17 protein-coding genes and 1 other annotated feature are annotated in these 16,213 nt (G+C 65.2%); of the genes, 3 read left to right on the forward strand and 14 right to left on the reverse strand.

Annotated features, from left to right (window positions below; translation table 11 throughout):
- A partial coding sequence (locus tag ACR2MZ_RS11960) for an integrase core domain-containing protein (protein ID WP_434003199.1) occupies positions 1 to 105 on the forward strand: 105 nt, incomplete at its 5' end.
- 311 nt (positions 106 to 416) lie between these two features.
- Here the strand turns inward: ACR2MZ_RS11960 and glgB are convergent.
- The 7 genes from glgB to ACR2MZ_RS11995 form a co-directional block, all read right to left on the reverse strand.
- Positions 417 to 2,312 (reverse strand): 1,4-alpha-glucan branching protein GlgB, encoded by a 1,896-nt coding sequence (gene glgB / locus ACR2MZ_RS11965; protein ID WP_434005265.1) that lies wholly within the window; start codon positions 2,310 to 2,312, stop codon positions 417 to 419.
- Entirely contained in the window at positions 2,309 to 5,356 is a 3,048-nt protein-coding gene (treS, locus tag ACR2MZ_RS11970) for a maltose alpha-D-glucosyltransferase (RefSeq protein WP_434005266.1), read from the reverse strand. Before treS ends, glgB begins: the two co-directional genes overlap by 4 nt.
- Positions 5,357 to 5,392: 36 nt before the next feature.
- Positions 5,393 to 7,345: an alpha-1,4-glucan--maltose-1-phosphate maltosyltransferase gene (locus tag ACR2MZ_RS11975; RefSeq protein ID WP_434005302.1), complete on the reverse strand. Its 1,953-nt coding sequence runs from the start codon at positions 7,343 to 7,345 to the stop codon at positions 5,393 to 5,395.
- Positions 7,346 to 7,426: 81 nt separating this feature from the next.
- Positions 7,427 to 8,287 (reverse strand): inositol monophosphatase family protein, encoded by an 861-nt coding sequence (locus tag ACR2MZ_RS11980; protein ID WP_434005267.1) that lies wholly within the window; start codon positions 8,285 to 8,287, stop codon positions 7,427 to 7,429.
- The gene (locus ACR2MZ_RS11985) at positions 8,253 to 8,663 is read right to left on the reverse strand and encodes a LiaF transmembrane domain-containing protein (protein WP_434005268.1); all 411 of its coding nucleotides are present in this window, start codon (positions 8,661 to 8,663) and stop codon (positions 8,253 to 8,255) included. The genes ACR2MZ_RS11980 and ACR2MZ_RS11985 overlap by 35 nt, the downstream gene beginning before the upstream one ends.
- A gap of 103 nt (positions 8,664 to 8,766) precedes the next feature.
- A complete protein-coding gene (locus tag ACR2MZ_RS11990) occupies positions 8,767 to 9,240 on the reverse strand; it encodes an alpha/beta family hydrolase (RefSeq protein WP_434005269.1) in 474 nt (157 codons plus the stop codon).
- Between the two features lie 8 nt (positions 9,241 to 9,248).
- Positions 9,249 to 10,676: a flippase gene (locus ACR2MZ_RS11995; RefSeq protein ID WP_434005270.1), complete on the reverse strand. Its 1,428-nt coding sequence runs from the start codon at positions 10,674 to 10,676 to the stop codon at positions 9,249 to 9,251.
- Positions 10,677 to 10,702: 26 nt separating this feature from the next.
- On the opposite strand from ACR2MZ_RS11995, the gene ACR2MZ_RS12000 reads away from it, so the two are divergent.
- Positions 10,703 to 11,515, forward strand: a complete 813-nt coding sequence (locus ACR2MZ_RS12000; protein ID WP_434005271.1) for a C39 family peptidase — start codon at positions 10,703 to 10,705, stop codon at positions 11,513 to 11,515.
- Positions 11,516 to 11,582: 67 nt separating this feature from the next.
- On the opposite strand, the gene rplL is transcribed toward ACR2MZ_RS12000, so the two are convergent.
- The 7 genes from rplL to rpmG all read right to left on the reverse strand — a co-directional run bounded on the left by rplL (position 11,583) and on the right by rpmG (position 14,864).
- Positions 11,583 to 11,981, reverse strand: coding sequence for a 50S ribosomal protein L7/L12 (gene rplL, locus ACR2MZ_RS12005; RefSeq protein WP_434005272.1), 399 nt, complete (start codon positions 11,979 to 11,981; stop codon positions 11,583 to 11,585).
- A 33-nt stretch (positions 11,982 to 12,014) separates the two neighbouring features.
- Complete coding sequence (gene rplJ / locus ACR2MZ_RS12010) at positions 12,015 to 12,563, reverse strand: 50S ribosomal protein L10 (protein WP_434005273.1); 549 nt, start codon at positions 12,561 to 12,563, stop codon at positions 12,015 to 12,017.
- Positions 12,556 to 12,691: a sequence feature (ribosomal protein L10 leader region), on the reverse strand. It overlaps the preceding gene by 8 nt.
- Before the next feature lie 21 nt (positions 12,692 to 12,712).
- A complete protein-coding gene (gene rplA, locus ACR2MZ_RS12015) occupies positions 12,713 to 13,438 on the reverse strand; it encodes a 50S ribosomal protein L1 (RefSeq protein WP_434005274.1) in 726 nt (241 codons plus the stop codon).
- The gene (gene rplK, locus ACR2MZ_RS12020) at positions 13,431 to 13,859 is read right to left on the reverse strand and encodes a 50S ribosomal protein L11 (protein ID WP_338182651.1); all 429 of its coding nucleotides are present in this window, start codon (positions 13,857 to 13,859) and stop codon (positions 13,431 to 13,433) included. The genes rplA and rplK overlap by 8 nt, the downstream gene beginning before the upstream one ends.
- Positions 13,860 to 13,867: 8 nt before the next feature.
- On the reverse strand, positions 13,868 to 14,419 hold the full coding sequence (gene nusG, locus ACR2MZ_RS12025) for a transcription termination/antitermination protein NusG (RefSeq protein WP_434005275.1): 552 nt from the start codon (positions 14,417 to 14,419) through the stop codon (positions 13,868 to 13,870).
- 17 nt (positions 14,420 to 14,436) lie between these two features.
- Complete coding sequence (gene secE / locus ACR2MZ_RS12030) at positions 14,437 to 14,712, reverse strand: preprotein translocase subunit SecE (RefSeq protein ID WP_434005276.1); 276 nt, start codon at positions 14,710 to 14,712, stop codon at positions 14,437 to 14,439.
- Between the two features lie 2 nt (positions 14,713 to 14,714).
- On the reverse strand, positions 14,715 to 14,864 hold the full coding sequence (rpmG, locus tag ACR2MZ_RS12035; protein WP_434005277.1) for a 50S ribosomal protein L33: 150 nt from the start codon (positions 14,862 to 14,864) through the stop codon (positions 14,715 to 14,717).
- Between the two features lie 236 nt (positions 14,865 to 15,100).
- Between rpmG and ACR2MZ_RS12040 the strand changes: the two genes are divergently transcribed.
- Entirely contained in the window at positions 15,101 to 16,192 is a 1,092-nt protein-coding gene (locus ACR2MZ_RS12040) for an isocitrate/isopropylmalate family dehydrogenase (protein ID WP_434005278.1), read from the forward strand.
- The last annotated feature ends 21 nt before the right edge of the window (positions 16,193 to 16,213 follow it).

Raw genomic sequence — 16,213 nt, forward strand, 5'->3', positions numbered from 1 at the left:
GAGGACACCTACAACCGGGTCCGCCCTCACCAGGCTCTCGGCTACCTGACCCCCGAGCAGTTCCTCCAAGACTGGCTCGCCCGCAACTCAACGGAGACGGTGTAACGGAGGTGACGGACGAGTACAGCCGCTTGACAAAAGGCTTGCAAAGGAGCACACTCCAACTACGCTGAACATCAGTTTCACGGAGGTGCCTATGGTTGAACCACCGGAGAACTTTCGCGTCGACCCAGTCGGGAGACCTGAATAGTTTCAACTGGTTTCGAGGTCGATTGAACCCGAACAGCTTGGGCAGCTTTAGCCCGGAAAACTGCTACAGGACTTCTGGCGGTCGGCGCTGATAGATTATCTTGGGGGCCGGAAATGACCGGCCCCTTTCTTATGCTGGCCGGTTAATCACCATGTCTGCCGGAAATTCAGTGCTGGCTTTGTTGGGCCTCGCCCAATCCGAAGAAGACGGCAGCTAACGGTGGCAGGGTCAGCTGCAGAGAGTGTGCGCGGTCGTGCCAGGAAATCGGTGCTGTCGAAACCCCGCCCTGGTTGCCCCAGCCGGAGCCGCAGTATTCGGCGGCATCGCTGTTGAGGAGCTCGCGCCAGTAGCCTTCGTCCGGCACGCCAAGCCGGTAGCCAGGTCGTGGCACTTGCGTGAAGTTGAACGCCGCCAGCACACTTCGCTCGCCATCCGTTCGCAGCAACGAGATGACTGACTGCTCGGAGTCGTTGGCATCCACCCACTCGAAGCCGCCGGCCTCGAAGTCGAGACGATGAAGCGCAGGCTCGCGGCGGTAGAGCTCGTTCAGGTCCCGGAGCCAGCGCTGGATTCCGGCGTGCCTGTCATCACCGGTCAAGTGCCAATCCAGCGATGAGTCGTGGTTCCACTCGGCGCGCTGGCCGAACTCGCCGCCCATGAAGAGCAGCTTCTTGCCCGGGGAGGCCCACATCCAGCCCAGCAGCAGCCTGAGATTGGCAAACTTCTGCCAGTCGTCGCCGGGCATTTTCGCCAGCAGCGAGCCCTTGCCGTAAACCACCTCGTCGTGCGAGAGAGGCAGCACGAAGTTCTCGCTGAAGGCGTACAGGCGGCGGAAGGTCAGCTTGCTGTGGTGGAACTTGCGATGGATGCCCTCCAGCTCCAGGTATTCCAGCGTGTCGTGCATCCAGCCCAGATCCCACTTCATGCCGAAGCCCAGGCCGCCCAGGTAGGTCGGCCGGGAGACGCCCGGCCAGGAAGTGGACTCCTCAGCAATCGTCTCAGCGTCCGGGAGGGCTGCGTAGATGGCGCTGTTCATGCTGCGCAGGAGCTCGACGGCGCCCAGATTCTCCCGGCCGCCGCGTTCGTTGGGCAGCCATTCGCCTCGCTTGCGGGCGTAGTCGAGGTAGAGCATCGAGGCCACACCGTCCACCCTGAGCCCGTCGGCGTGGTACTCCTCCAGCCACCAGAGAGCGCTGGAGATGAGGAAGCTCCGCACCTCGTGCCGGGAATAGTTGAAGATGTTGCTGTTCCACTCCGGATGGAACCCCTGGCGAGGGTCCGAGTGCTCGTAAAGGTGAGTCCCATCGAAGTAACCGAGGCCATGCGCATCGGTGGGGAAATGTGACGGCACCCAGTCCAGGATCACGCCGATGCCGCGCTGGTGAAGGTGATCGACCAGGTATTTGAAGTCCTGCGGCGTGCCGTAGCGGCTGGAGGGGGCGAAGAAACCTGTCACCTGGTAGCCCCAGGAACCAAAGAAGGGGTGCTCCATGACAGGTAGGAATTCGACGTGAGTGAAGCCGAGCCACTCGACATAGTCGGCCAGCTGAGGCGCCAGCTCGCGATAGCTGAGCGAGCGGTTCCCTTCGTCCGGCACCCGCCGCCAGGAGCCCAGGTGTACCTCGTAGATCGACCACGCCTCCCGGGCTGCCGAGCTCTGGCCCCGCAACTTGCGCCACTCTGCATCACCCCACTCATAGGCCAGGTCCCACACCACCGAGCCCTGGCGGGGCGCGACTTCAGCGAAGCGGGCGAGCGGGTCGGCCTTGTCCACGCGGTGAAAACCGTGCGGGCCCACGATGTGGAACTTGTAGACAGCACCCGGGCCTAGGCCCGGCAGGAAGGCCTCCCAGATGCCGGAATCACCGCGGCGCTGGAGCGGCTGAGCGCCCTTGTCCCAGCCGTTGTGGTCGCCGATTACTGACACATATTCCGCGTTGGGCGCCCACACTGCCATCTGGGTTCCTCCCTCGAGCGGATGGGCTCCCAGCTTGGCGGCCAGGTGAAAGTGACTGCCCTCGTTGAAGAGATAGAGGTCAGTGTCGGTAATGAGAGATCTCATGACCTCTCAACCAGAGCTGCCAGGCCGCGCAGCGAGATCGACACCCATTGCGGCCGGTTGTCAAGTTCATAGCGCAGCTCGTAGAGGGCCTTCTCGATCAGCATGACTTCCAGGAGCAGCTCCCTTTCGGCAGCAGTACGAGGCACGAAGGGCGCGTCGCCGGCGGCCGTCCAGTAGCCGCGCAGGAACGCGTGGCTGGCCGCGGCTGCCCACTCCTGGCCGAAGTCGACCTCCGACGCGGCGGCGGCATAGGCGAAGGAGCGGAGCATTCCCGCCACGTCCTTCAGCGCCCAGCGCTTGAGCCGCCGCTCGGGCAGGGGTCGAGCCGGCTCACCTTCGAAATCCACTATGACGAAGTCCCCGCCGGTGAAGAGAGCCTGCCCCAGGTGATAGTCGCCGTGGCAGCGGATGCGGGCCGCCTCGACGCGCTCCTGGAGCAGAGCACGCAGCCGTCGCTGGATCTGGTCCTCGCCACTCGTCACGCGCCGAGCCAACTCCTGGGACTCGCCCTCCATCTGAGGTAACTGTCTGCGCAGCGCCTGCAGCACCTGGGCGGCCAGGGTTCGAACCGACTGGTAGCTCGAGCGTATCGACAGCATCGTGCTGGGCTCAGGCGCGAAGGCCGGGTCATCCGGATCTGAGGCCAGCACGAGGTGCATCTCGGCTGTCCGCCGGCCGAGCAGTTCAGCGTACGGCTGGTAGCGCTCGATAGCGCCAGACTCGCCGCTTCCCAGCTCGTCCAGAACCTGACTCCAGGCGTCGCCCCGGTTGGGGACGTAGGCCTGCAGCATGGCCAGAGTGGCGGTCTGGTCTCTGCCAGAGCGGTAGAGCAGCGCTCCATACACCTGGGCCACGTTGCGAAACCCCGCCTCGGTCAGAAAGCGCGACATCTCCAGGTCAGGGTTGATGCCCGGCTCCAACTTCCGATAGAGCTTCAGGATCAGGCGCTCGCCGAAGATGACTGAGTTGTTGCTCTGCTCCGCCAGAGAGAGCCGCGGCAGCAGTTCGCCGTCGGCGGCGTTCATGTGGGGCATGTGCGCGGTCGGCAGCGCCACGACGTCGCCGTGGCGGCCGCGAAAGCGCCGACGCCGGCCGATCGCATCGAGCAAAGCCCCATTGAAGTCGCGCTCCAGGAGCGCGTCAAACGCCTGGCCGTCCGGCCCTGGCACCAGCGGCAGCGCATAGATGTCGGCGTCGTGGTCGGCAAAGCGCACTTCGAGGAGCTTCAGCTGGGCGTTGGCGAGCGGCACTGTGTCGACCACCTGCACCTCCTTCACACGCCGGCTCTTGGCCCCGAACCAACGCTGCCGGCGCAGGTACTTGGGCAGCGCCCCCACGAGCTCCGAGTCCACCAGGGAGAGCGCCGGCAGCGGGCCTTCCTCGTTCAGCTCCACGCGGGCCGGCTCCAGCGAGAACCAGTAGAACGAGTGCGGACCGAGCGTCAGCGGATAGGGGCCATCGCCGACCTGGGGGAACTCGGTGCGGCCGAAAATCTCGACCGGGTTAAGGCCGCGAAAGGCTGAGAGATCCAGGTTGGCGAACTGGGCGAAGCGGGATAGATTGGCGACAACCAGGATCCGTGCTTCGCCGAGCTGGCGGATGAACGCAAGGACCCTGCGGTTTTCCGGATAGACGAACTCGAACGAGCCGCGGCCGAAGGCAGGGTGCCGCCTGCGCAGCGCTATCAACCGCCGCATCCAGTTCAACTGTGACTGGGGATTCGACTCCTGGGCTTCGACGTTAATCGCCTCGTAGTGATACTCGGGGTCTGTGATGACAGGTAGATACAGCCTCTGACGGTTGGCGGAGGAGAAGCCGGCGTTGCGGTCGGCAGTCCACTGCATTGGCGTGCGCACGCCGTGCCGGTCGCCCAGGTGGATGTTGTCGCCCATGCCTATCTCATCGCCGTAGTAGACGACAGGAGTGCCGGGCAGGGAGAACAGAAGGCCGTTCATGAGCTCGATCCGACGGCGATTGTTGTGCAGCAGCGGGCTGAGCCGCCGCCGGATGCCGAGGTTGATCCGCGCGTCGGGATCCTGCGTGTAGGCCCTGTACATGTAGTCGCGTTCCTCGTCGGTGACCATCTCGAGTGTCAGCTCGTCGTGGTTGCGGAGGAAGATCGCCCACTGCGCGTTCTTCGGCAGGATCGGCGTCTGGGCCATGATGTCGACGATCGGGTAGCGGTCCTCCATCCGCAGTGCCATGAACAGGCGCGGCATGACAGGAAAGTGAAAGGCCATGTGGCACTCGTCGCCTTCCCCTTCGCCGAGATAGGTGACCGCGTCCTCCGGCCACTGGTTGGCTTCCGCCAACAGCATCCGGTGAGGGAAGCGGGCGTCGATGTGGGCGCGCAAGTCCTTCAGGAAGCGGTGACCTTCGGGCAGGTTTTCGCAGTTGGTTCCGTCCCGCTCATACAGGTAGGGGATGGCGTCCAGGCGGAGGCCGTCGATGCCCATCGCCAGCCAGTAGTCGACCACCTTCTTGATCTCCGCCTGGACCCGCGGGCTGTCGTAGTTGAGGTCCGGCTGATGCGAGTAGAACCGGTGCCAGTAGTAGGCCTGCGCGACCGGGTCCCAGGTCCAGTTCGAACTTTCGAAGTCCTTGAAGATGATGCGGGCGTCGAGGTAGCGTTGATCGGTGTCGCTCCACACGTAGTAGTCGCGATACACGCTCCCAGGCCGGGCGCGACGCGCTCGCTGGAACCAGGGATGTTGGTCGGAGGTGTGGTTGCAGACCAGCTCCGTGATGACACGCAGCCCGCGCTTGTGTGCTTCTCGGACCAACTTGCGGACGTCCGCGACGCGACCGTAGCCGGGATTGACCTGGCAGTAGTCAGCGATATCGTAGCCGTCGTCCCGAAGCGGTGAGGGATAGAAGGGCAGGATCCAGAGCGCTGTCGCGCCCAGGCCGGCGATGTGGTCCAGCTTCTGGATCAGGCCGGTGAAGTCACCCACGCCGTCCCCGTCGGAGTCGCGGAACGAACGCACGTGCAATTCATAGATGACTGCGTCCTTGTACCAGTCGGGTGTGTCGTCCAGCGGCATTGGAACTAGTTCAGGTTCCCTGATACATAGGGCAAGCTAGATCTCCGGCCGAAGGCGGGCGTCGACGCTCAGGATGTGAGCGGGGGACTCGGCCGGATCCAACTCGACGTAGTTCCAACGAACACTGTTCCAGACGTAGAGGTCGCCGTTCAACACATCATGAACAAGTACCTCAGGCCGACCGGGGGGTGTGAGTGCCGGCAGCTCGATCCAGCCCGACTGGCGCCAGCGCGGATCCAGATTCACAACGATGACCATCGCGTCGGAGCCGTCGCCAGCGGTCTTGGCGTAGGCCAGCAGGCGCTCGTTGTCGGTAGCCAGAAATCGGAGGGTCCGGTCCTGCTGCAGCGCAGGGTGCTCGTGCCGGATCCGGTTCACCCGCGCGATCAAGTGTCGCAGGCTGCGCGGAGCTTGGCGATCCCAGTGCCTCACCTGGTACTTCTCGGAGTCCAGATAGTCCTCCCGACCGACGCCGAGCGGCCGATTGTCAGCCAGCTCGAAGGCGGGACCGAAGATGCCGTAACTGGCTGTGAGCGTGGCCGCCAGCACCAAGCGCAGCGCGTTGGCGTTGCGTCCCCCCACCTGCAGGGCCTCGGTCAGGATGTCAGGGGTGTTGGGCCAGAAGTTGGGCCGGAAGAATTGGGAGACCTCCGTCCGCGTGAGTTCGGTCATGTACTCTCGCAGCTCGCTGGCAGTATCGCGCCAGGCGAAGTACGTGTAAGACTGGTTGAAGCCCAGCTTGGCCAGGCGATACATCACCTTCGGCCGCGTGAACGCCTCGGCCAGGAAGATCAGCTCCGGGTGCTGGGCCTTGAGGCAGCCGATCGTCCACTCCCAGAACTGGAAGGGCTTGGTGTGCGGGTTGTCCACCCGAAAGACGCTCACCCCCTGCTCGATCCAGAACTCGAAGATGCTGCAGAGCTCCCGCCAGAGCTCCCGCCAATCGGCGCAGCTGAAATCGAACGGGTAGATGTCCTGATACCTCTTGGGCGGGTTCTCCGCGTATTGGATGGTGCCGTCCGGGCGGTGCCGGAACCACTCGGGACGGTCCTTCACGTAGGGATGATCAGGCGAGGCCTGGAAGGCGACGTCCAGCGCCACCTTCAAGCCGTGTCGCTCCGCTTCAGCGACGAGGTGTTGGAAGTCCGCCAGTGTGCCCAGCTTGGGGTGGACCGCCTTGTGGCCGCCCTCCGGGCCCCCGATGGCCCACGGACTACCGACGTCCAGGTCCACGGCCGCAACATTGTTGTTCGGTCCCTTGCGGTACTGGCTCCCGATGGGATGGATGGGCGGCAGATAGAGGATGTCGAAGCCCATCCCGGCGACATAAGGCAGCTGGCGCTCCACGTCACGCAGCGTGCCATGGTCTCCGGGCTCGGCCGCGGCCGAGCGAGGGAACATCTCGTACCAGGCTGAGAAGCGAGCCAGCTCCGGGTCGACGCTGATTACCAGCTCCCGTTCGTAAGCGGTGGCGAAACGCTGGTCTGGAGGCTGCTGCATGAGCTCGGCCAGGCGCGGTTCCAGAGCGTGCTCGACGCCGTCGCCTGTCGCCAGCTGACGGGCGGACTGCTTCAACTGTGCGGCTTTGTCGCCCCGGGCCCGATCCCCAGCCTCACCGACCAGCTCGGCGCCGATCCGAAGGTCGACGCTCAAGTCCTGGCCTGCTTCCAAGCGACTGCGTAGGTCGCGCAGCCAGGTCTGGAAATAGTCCACCCAGGCCTGCACCGTGTAGTGGTGACTGCCCAGCTGGTCGACCTGAAACTCGGCCCACCAGCGGTCGTTGCCCAGCGGCCGCATCGGCACCTGGCGCCAGTCCTTGTCGCCAGCCGGCCTGTGCAACACGCGCGCCGCAACCACATCATGACCGTCGGCGAACACATCAGCCTCCACCCTTACCGACTCACCCAGCGCCCGCTTGATGGGAAATCGACCGGCATCGATCTCCGGGGTCACCCTCTCGATCACGGCCCGGCCCAGTCTCTCAACCATCGCCCGGGACGATGTTGCACCGGCGTTCGGCTGCGGCGGCTGCAGGTCGGCTTTCCGCCGGCGCTGTAGCCGCTTCACGTATCAGTCCCTTCCACCGCGCAGCAGGTCCCGGGCCAACTGGTGGAGCTCTGGGCTGGCCGAAGCGAGGATGGTCGAGCGGCCGGTCAGATCGGCTGGGAGCCGCGCCAATGGCTCACCGTCCAGATCGGTCACCAGGCCGCCCACCTCGGCCATCATCAGTGCACTGGCGGCGAGATCCAGGCAGCGGGCAGTGATCGGCGAGCAGTGCACGTCGATGCCGCCGGCCGCTGTATGAGCGAGCGACAGCGCCATCGAGCCCAGGAGTCGCACCTTCCCCGCCCGCTCGATCAGCGCCTGTGCTGCGAGCAAATTGCGGGGACCGCTCTCCAGGCCCAGCACCTCGATCCGGTCCCGGTTTCCGGCAGGAAAGGGCCGCAGGCGCTGACCGTTCCGATGTACGCCACCACCGCGGATGGTGTGCCAGCGCTCACCGCTGAGCAGGTTTTGGACGTAGCCCACCTGCGCCTCGCCCAGGGTGGGACCGGCGACCAGGCAGAGCATGGTGCCCACCACCGGCAGGCCGCGCTGGGCATTCAGGCTGCCGTCCACCGGGTCCAGAAGCACGCGGGGAAAGGGTGCCCCGAACTCGATCAGCCCGGCTTCCTCGGAGAGGACCGAAAAGCGCTCCCCGGCGCGGCAGAGCTTTTGCAGCTCAGCCAGCACCACCTGCTCCGCCCGCCTGTCCAGTTCCAGCGTGCGGTCTCCACCCTCCCCCCTGCCGTGCTCTTCACGACCCGCGGCCGTGCCCAGTAGAGGCACCACTGCCTCGGCGATCAGCGTGCCCAGGCCGGAGAAAATCTCCAACCAGCCCTGCTCGTCCAGCAGCTCAGCGGTTCCGGCGCCAGACCAGGAGTAGGCCAAGCGCGATCAGCAGAGCAGGACCGATCAGACGGGCGTCCAGCAGGTGCAGCGTGAAGGGCAGGCAAAAGATGCCAAACAGAAGCAGGGCCAGGCTGAAGAGCTCGCGAGAGCGGTCCAACAGGCGCTGGCTATGGCCGCCGGTCCGCCAGTCCAGCTCATGAACCCAACCTGGGCGGCGGATCAGTCCGAATCCACCGACCAGCACAAAGATCGCCGGCCAGAAGCGGAGCACCCAGACGCCCCGACCGGAGAGTGCGAGCGCCGCCACCAGCAGGCCGGCGAGAACCAGGAGCAGGCCGAGACCGGAGATCCCGCGCCGCCCCGAGCCATAAACATGCGACTGCGGACGGTTGCGAAGCCTGCCGAGCGTTGCCATCGCAGCCAGTCTAGTCAGCCTGTAACGGTCGGATGTTTCGCGGGCCGGAGGCTCCCTGGACCGAACATTTGGCAGGTACAGGCAACTGGTTGGCCTGCCGTTGTTAGCTGAGCTCCGCCAGAAAAGCCGCGGCGGCGCTCAGGGCTTGCTCCAGCATTGGGCGGAGATCGTGCCCGGCGCCGGCCAGCTGGACCAGCCGGCCGGCCCTGAGACGGGGCATAACGCGGACCAATTCCGGCCCAGGCGCCCAATCGTCGTCGCGGCCGTTGACGATGAGGGCGGGACAGCCGATCCTGGGCCAGTGGGCCGTCCGGCGCTCCGCCTGACCGCGGAGTGGGAAGCTGAACGCGATCACTCCTGCAAAGGCCTGCTCGGCGGCCGCGAGGGTTGCGACCCGACCTCCGAAGGAGACCCCCGCCGCGACCACCCGGGGACCCGCGAGGGACAGAAAGGCAGGCACAGCGCGCTCCGCCGGTCCAATCGGAAGCTCGAGCGCATCGGCGGCGAATCCAAGGCGGCGCAGGCCTGCCACGTACGGCTCAACCTGCGCTGCTCCGCCGCGCCAGCCCGGTGCCACATAAACCTTCAGCGGCGCAGCCTGAGCCCTCTCAGGAAGAGGTCCAACTCCTCCCTCTCGATCGCCCGCAGCAGCACCAGCCCGAGGCCGTAGACGAGAGCCCCCGAGGGCGCGCTCAAGAAGATCGAGCGCCCGGCCAGCGGAACCAAGACAACGCCCATGATGAGCCCTGCCAGGAGAATGCGCCAGGAGAGCCTGACGAGCGGCAGCTTGAACCGCCGACCGACGAAGTACCAGCCGGCAACCGAGAAGGCGGCTTCGGTCACCACTGTTGTGGCGCTGGCCGCGAGATAGCCGTAGAGGGGAATCAGGATGAGGTTCAACCCGACGTTCACCACCACCGCCAGGCCTGTAGCCCAGGCGAACAGATCCTGCCTGTCAATGGCGTAGAGCATCGCTGTGAAGCAGGAGTTGGCGAAGAGGAAGACTATGGCCAGGGACAGTATCCGAAGCGAGGGCTCCGACTCGGGAAAGAGCCGGAAGAGACGGCCGATGGGATGCGCCAGGAGCAGTGTGCCCACTGACAGCGGCCAACCCAGGAGAATCAGGATTTTGAAGAATCGCCCATAGGCCACGGCCAGCCGCGGGCCCGGCTCCTGGTGGTAGACGCCCAGCAGCGGGTAGACGACCGCCTGGACTGCCAGCGGCACGAATTGGAGTGCCTCGAACGGCTTGTAGGCCAGCTGGTACCAGCCCACCTCCTGGTAGGCGCGGAAGTGCTGCAGGATCGGCACGTCGGCTCGGAAGTAAAGGTTGGTCAGAAACGAGCCCAGAGCGAAGGGAAAAGCCAGCTTCAGCCACGTGCGGAGAAGTTGCCCATCCACTCCGGTCGAGCCCTGGGCGAGCCCGGCCACGCGGATGACCAGCAGGCTGTACACACAGGTGAAGCCATAGCTGGCCGCGTAGACCCAGACGAAGTAAGCAATGCCCTGGCCGAAGCGAGCGCCGAGAAAGATGCCGCCTGCCTGGATCACGGTTTCGGCCAGGATGGCGATGGCTTCGAACTCCAACCGGCCTTGGGCGTAGAAGGTGTTGCGGATCAGGGTGGCGTAGGTGGTCAGCGCCAGGAGCAGCGCTCCAGGCAGGAACAGGCCACCCAGCCTCGCGGAGAGGAGTGCCCCCCCGAGCAGAGCGGCGGCAGCTGCTGCCAAGGGCAGCTTGCCCAGCAGCAGAGTGGCCAGGTATATCGGCAGGCGCGCAGGCGCGCGCGCAGCCTCCCGCGTGTAGAGGGAGCTGAGTCCGAAGTCGGCCACCACACTGACCAGCGCGCTGTAGGCGATGAGCGTGGCGTACTGGCCGTAGCGTTCGGCTCCCAAGTGCGAGGCCAGCTTCAGCACCACCACGAGCGCCACCAGCCGGGAGACAACCCGGACGGCCAGGATCAGACTCGCGTCGAGGACTGTACGGGAGCCCAGCCGGCCAGCTTGCTCGCTCAATTCGCCAGTATCGTATGCGGATGCCCGTGCCGCGTTGGGCGATTCTCGCCCTGGCTTCCCTTGTCTGCTGGGCGGGCGCCGCCGGTGTCGGTTACCACCAGCACCAGCGGCTGCAGGCCGATAAGACCCCGCCGCCGCCCCAGACGCAGGCGGTGGTGAAGGCCCCGGCCACCGCGGCACCCACGCCGACCGCCGTTGAGGCGCCCAGCGCGGCTCCGACGCCGGTACCGACGCCCACGCCGCTGCCCGTCTCACTCCAGATCCAGGGAGTGCCCTTCACCATCCAAGCCCCCTTCCAGAAATGGGACGCGGCGCACGAGGAGTACTGCGAGGCCGCCAACGTGCTGATGGTCGGCCAGTACTACGAGGGCGACCACCGCAGCCTCATCCCGCCTGCCGAGGCCGACTCCACGATGGCCAAGTTCGTCGCCTGGGAACGGAGCAGCTATCGCAGCCTCGACCTCCGCCTGGACCAGGTCGCCCAGGTGGGAGCGCAGTTCTACAAGGTGCAGGGCAGCGTGGTGCCGGTGGACCTGGATGTGCTGAAGCAGCACCTCGCGGCCGGCCGGCCCGTGATCATCCCTGTCATGACCTGGGGCGGCCCGGGCGGCACCAAGATCTATCCCACCTACGGCGGCAAGAGCGTCTACCACGTGATAGTGGTGATCGGCTACGACTCCGCCAAGGACCTGCTCTACACCAACGATCCCGGCTTGAAGGAGGGGCAGGGCCTGGCCTACAAGTGGGAAGTGCTCTCCTCGGCAATAGACGCCCAGACCTCCAGCCCCGCGACCACCGTCCGCCAGGGCCGCGTCATGCTCGTCTTCCAGCCGACATAGCGCCCGGCACAAAAGAAAGGGCGCCTCGCCGTCCACAGCGAAGCGCCCTTGATGTCGGCTCTACCGGCTACTTTACCTCGACGGTGGCTCCTGCCTCCCGCAGTCGGGTGGCCGCCTTGTCAGCGTCCTCCTTGCTGACACCTTCGAGGACGTTCTTGGGCGCCGCGTCGACCAGGTCCTTCGCCTCCTTCAGACCCAGCTGGCTCAGCTCGCGGACAGCCTTGATCACGTTGATCTTGCTCTCGCCGATGCCGCTCAGCAGAACTGTGAACTCGGTCTGCTCCTCAGCGGCGGGCTCAGCCGGTCCGGCGGCGGGAGCTGCCGCGCCGGCCGCCGGGGCTGCCACAGCTGCTGCCGCCTTGATGCCGAACTCGTCCTCGATGGCCTTCACGGCCTCCACCACGTCGAGCACGCTCCATTCCTTGAGCGCTTCGATGAAGTCCTTGGGGGTTACCTTGGTTGCCATAGATCCTCCTTTAAGAGATCTCCAGAATCTTCGCTAAGCCGCGGTTGCGGCTTCGCCGTCCAACTTCGTCCGATACGCTTCGAGCAGCCCCAGCAGCGTCTGCACGGGCGCCTGCATAGTGGCCACCAACTGCGCGATAGGGCTCTGCAGGGTGCTCAGCAGCTGCGCCAGCAACACTTCCCGCGATGGCAGGTCGGCCGTCTGCCTGACCTGCTCGGCGGCCATCAGCCGGCCTTCCACGAGGCCGCCGATCACTTCGAGCGGCAGTCTGGTCTGTCGCGTGTACTCCGCCAAGAGCTTGGCGGGCGCGCTCAGCTCGCCGAATCCAAAGGCGATGGCGACGGGGCCGATCAGCATCTGCTCCAACTCCGCCGAGCCGTGGCCCGAGTCCTGGGCCGCGCGCCGGGCCAGCGTGTTCTTCACCACCCTGTACTCGACGTTCTGGGCTCTGAGACGGTTGCGCAGGTCGTGCAGCTGGGCTACGGTCAGGCCGCGATAGTGGGTGATGACGGCGGCCTTCGCCGTCTGAAGCTTTTCGGTCAGCTCCTGGACCTGCTCGATCTTCTTTGCCTTGGGTGCCATAAAAAATCCTCCGTGCTCACAGACAGGCACGAAGGCTCGGCGACGACAGCCCCTGGTTCGTTGCCTCGGCAGGTTTGATTAAGGCTGTGAAAGCCCCCTGCTGTCTGTGGCGAACGTTGATTGTACAGCCGGCCAGACCGGCTCGGGGGCTAGGCGGTCGTGAGTTTGGCGGCTTCCCGCACGTCGATCGGCACCGAGGGACCCATGGTGGTGGTCAGGTAGGCGGTGCGGAAGTACTGGCCCTTGGCGGCGGAGGGCTTGGCCCGCACCAGGGCGTCGACCACTGCCGAGAGATTCTCGCCCAGCGACTGCTCGCTGAAGGACACCTTGCCAATCGCCACGTGGACGATGCCGAACTTGTCGGTGCGGTACTCGACGCGACCGCCCTTCACCTCTTTCACTGCTCGAGCGATGTCGAAGGTAACTGTGCCCGATTTGGGGTTTGGCATGAGCCCGCGGGGTCCCAGGATCTTGCCCAGGGGCCCCACCTTGCTCATCATGTCAGGCGTTGCGATGGCGACGTCGAACTCGGTCCAGCCATCTTTCACCCTCGCGATCAGGTCATCCCCACCGACAATGTCAGCGCCGGCGTCCTGCGCCTCCTTCGCCTTGTCGCCGCCTACGAAACAGGCCACGCGCACCGTCTTGCCTGTGCCGTTGGGCAGGGAAACCGCTCCCCTGACCATCTGCTCGGCGTGGCGGGGGTCGACCCCCAACCGGATGTGGGCTTCCACAGTCGCATCGAAGCGGGCGGTGGAAGTGTCCCTGACCACCTGAACCGCCTGGACCGGGGCCAGGCCCTCCTCTCTGCCGGCAAGGGCTTCTTCAACCCGCTTTCGGGCCTCTGTGTACTTCTTTCCGTGCTTGCTAGCCAACTACTTCCAACCCCATTGATCGGGCAGTGCCCTCGATGATCTTCACCGCCTGATCGATGCCGTGCGCGTTCAGGTCCTTGGCCTTCGCCTCGGCGATGGTGCGCAGCTGCTCCCTGGTGACGGAACCCACCTTCTCCTTCTTCTGCCGAGCGGACCCCTTCTCGACCTGGGCGGCCTTCTTCAACATCTGGACGGTCGGCGAGGTCTTGAGCACGAAGACGAAGCTCCTGTCCTCGAAGATGGTGATCTCCGCCGGGACCACTTCGCCCGCCTGAGCGGCTGTGCGCTCGTTGTAGGCCTTGGTGAACTCCATGATGTTGACGCCATGGGGGCCCAGGGCGGTTCCCACCGGGGGTGCCGGTGTCGCCTTCCCGGCCGGCAGCTCGATCTTGACGATCGTCCGAATCTTCTTCTTGGCCATCTAACTCCTCAGTGAACCTTCTCAACCTGGAGCAGGTCCAACTCAACTGGGGTCTCCCGGCCGAACATGCTCACCAGCACCTTGAGCTTGCCCTTCTCAGGGTTGATCTCGTCGACCTTGCCCATGAAGTCGGCGAAGGGGCCATCGGCGACTCGCACGCTCTCGCCAACTTGGAACTCCACCCGGATCTGGGGCTCGGTCTTGACCTGCTTCAAAATCGACTTCAGCTCGGACTCCTCCAGCGGTACCGCCTGGTTGGCCGAGCCGACGAAGTTGGTCACGCCTGGCGTGTTGCGCACGACGTACCAGGACTCGTCGGTCATCACCATCTTGACCAGGATGTAGCCGGGGTAGATCCGGCGCTGGACGTGGCGGCGCTTGCCGTCCTTGATCTCGATCTCGTCCTCCATGGGCACGAAGACTTCGTGGATCAGGTCGTGCATATCCATCGACTCGATCCTCTTCTCGAGGTTCTTCTTGACCTTCTCCTCATGACCCGAGTACGCGTGGACGACGTACCAGCGGGGGTCGGAAGTGGCGGTCTGAGTTTGCTGTGCCATGTGTCGTGATTCCTAAATTAGCCGCCGAAGATCTTGGGCAGTGAGATGCCCCCGCCTTGGCCCGAAAAGGCGCCGTAGATGAACCGCTTGGTCAGCTCCTGGAGGCTGGCGTCCACCACAGTGATGAACAGCGCGATGACGGCTGTGGTGATCACCACGATGACCGTGTAGCGGTACAGCTCGGGCGGCGTGGGCCAGACCACCTTGCGCAACTCGTCATACGTTTCCCGCAGGAAGCCGACAAAGCCACCTCGAGGCTGAGCGCTGGGCCGGCGCCGGGCGGAGACTGCCATGGCTATTTGGTTTCCCTATGCGAGGTGTGCTTGCGACACCACCGGCAGTACTTCTGAAGCTCCAGGCGGTCAGGGTCGTTCTTCTTGTTCTTGACAGTCGTGTAGTTCCGGCGCTTGCAATCGCCGCACTGGAGAGTGATGATCGATTCCACTTCTTCTCTGCTTTGGTCCCGCTTTTCAGCCCGCACGGGACGTTGCACCGGCTGGGCGTGAAGAAAAAAGCCTAGGGGCTCCTAGGCGGTGTTCATAGTACCAGATCCCCTGCGGGGCAAACCGCGTGCTGGCCCTGGGGCTAGCAGCGGATGGAGGTGAGTGTCACCCGGAGTTGGCTGAGCTAAGGCTTGCTCTGACACGGACCGCTCGGGGCGAGCCTAACATGAGCCGCCGTATGGCTCAGAACAACTCCCTGGTGGTGCTACATGGCGACCAGACAGGTGAGGAGCTGCTGCTTCAGTCCCTCCGGGTGCTTGACGAGAGCGTGACCGGCCTGGAGCTTGACCTGCGGCACTACGATCTCGCCCTCGGAGTGCGGCGCAAGACCGGCAACGAGGTGGTGCACGAGGCCGCCGGGGCGATGCGCGAAGCCGGCTTCGGGCTCAAGGCCGCGAGCATCACTCCTGAAGGCACCGGCGACGTGGGCAGTCCCAACGCCATCCTGCGCAAGGAGGTGGGCGGCAGCGTCATCGTGCGCACAGGACGTCGCATCCCCGGCGTCAGGCCCTCAGTTGGCGTCTACTCGCCCATCTCAGTCATCCGCATGGCGGTTGACGACGCTTACGGGGCCAAGGAGTGGCGCGAAGGTGAAGAGCTGGACGAGTGGGCCTACCGAACCGAGAAGGTCAGCCGGCGCACCTGCCGGATCGTCGCCGAATACTCCTTCCGCCATGCTCGGCGTCTCGGGGCTCAGGTCTTCGGCGGCCCCAAGTGGACGGTCAGCCCCGTTTACGAAGGAATGCTCAAAGAAGAGATGGATCGAGCTGCGGCGCAGAACCCGGATGTCCGCTACAAGCCCCTCCTGATTGACGCCACCTATGCGCTGCTGCTCGCCACCACCGGCGAGGCGTTGGTGGTGCCGGCCCTGAACCGCGACGGCGACAACCTGAGCGACCTCGTCATGCAGATGTTCGGCTCCATCGCGGGCGCGGAATCCATCCTGCTGGCGTTCGACGAGCAGGGTGAGATCAAGGCAGCCATGAGCGAGGCACCGCATGGGACGGCCCCCGCGCTGGAGGGCAAGGACGTCGCCAACCCCATGGCGATGATCCTGGCCGCCGCCGCGGTGCTGCACTACATGCCCGGCAGCCAGGCCCACGCCGCTTCCCGGGCGATCTATGAAGCGACCCTGGAAGCCGTCTCGGACGGCATCAAGACCGCGGACCTGGGTGGGCACTCGGGCACCATCGAGTTCACTGACGAGGTGGTACGGCGGGTGCGGACCAAGGTCGACGTCTGGCGAGCGCTCGCCGACATCTCCGCCTGACGCGGATAAGCCCGGGCTCGA

This window comes from Candidatus Dormiibacter sp., from assembly GCF_050999135.1.
In the GTDB taxonomy this organism is placed as follows: domain Bacteria; phylum Chloroflexota; class Dormibacteria; order Dormibacterales; family Dormibacteraceae; genus Dormiibacter; species Dormiibacter spiritus.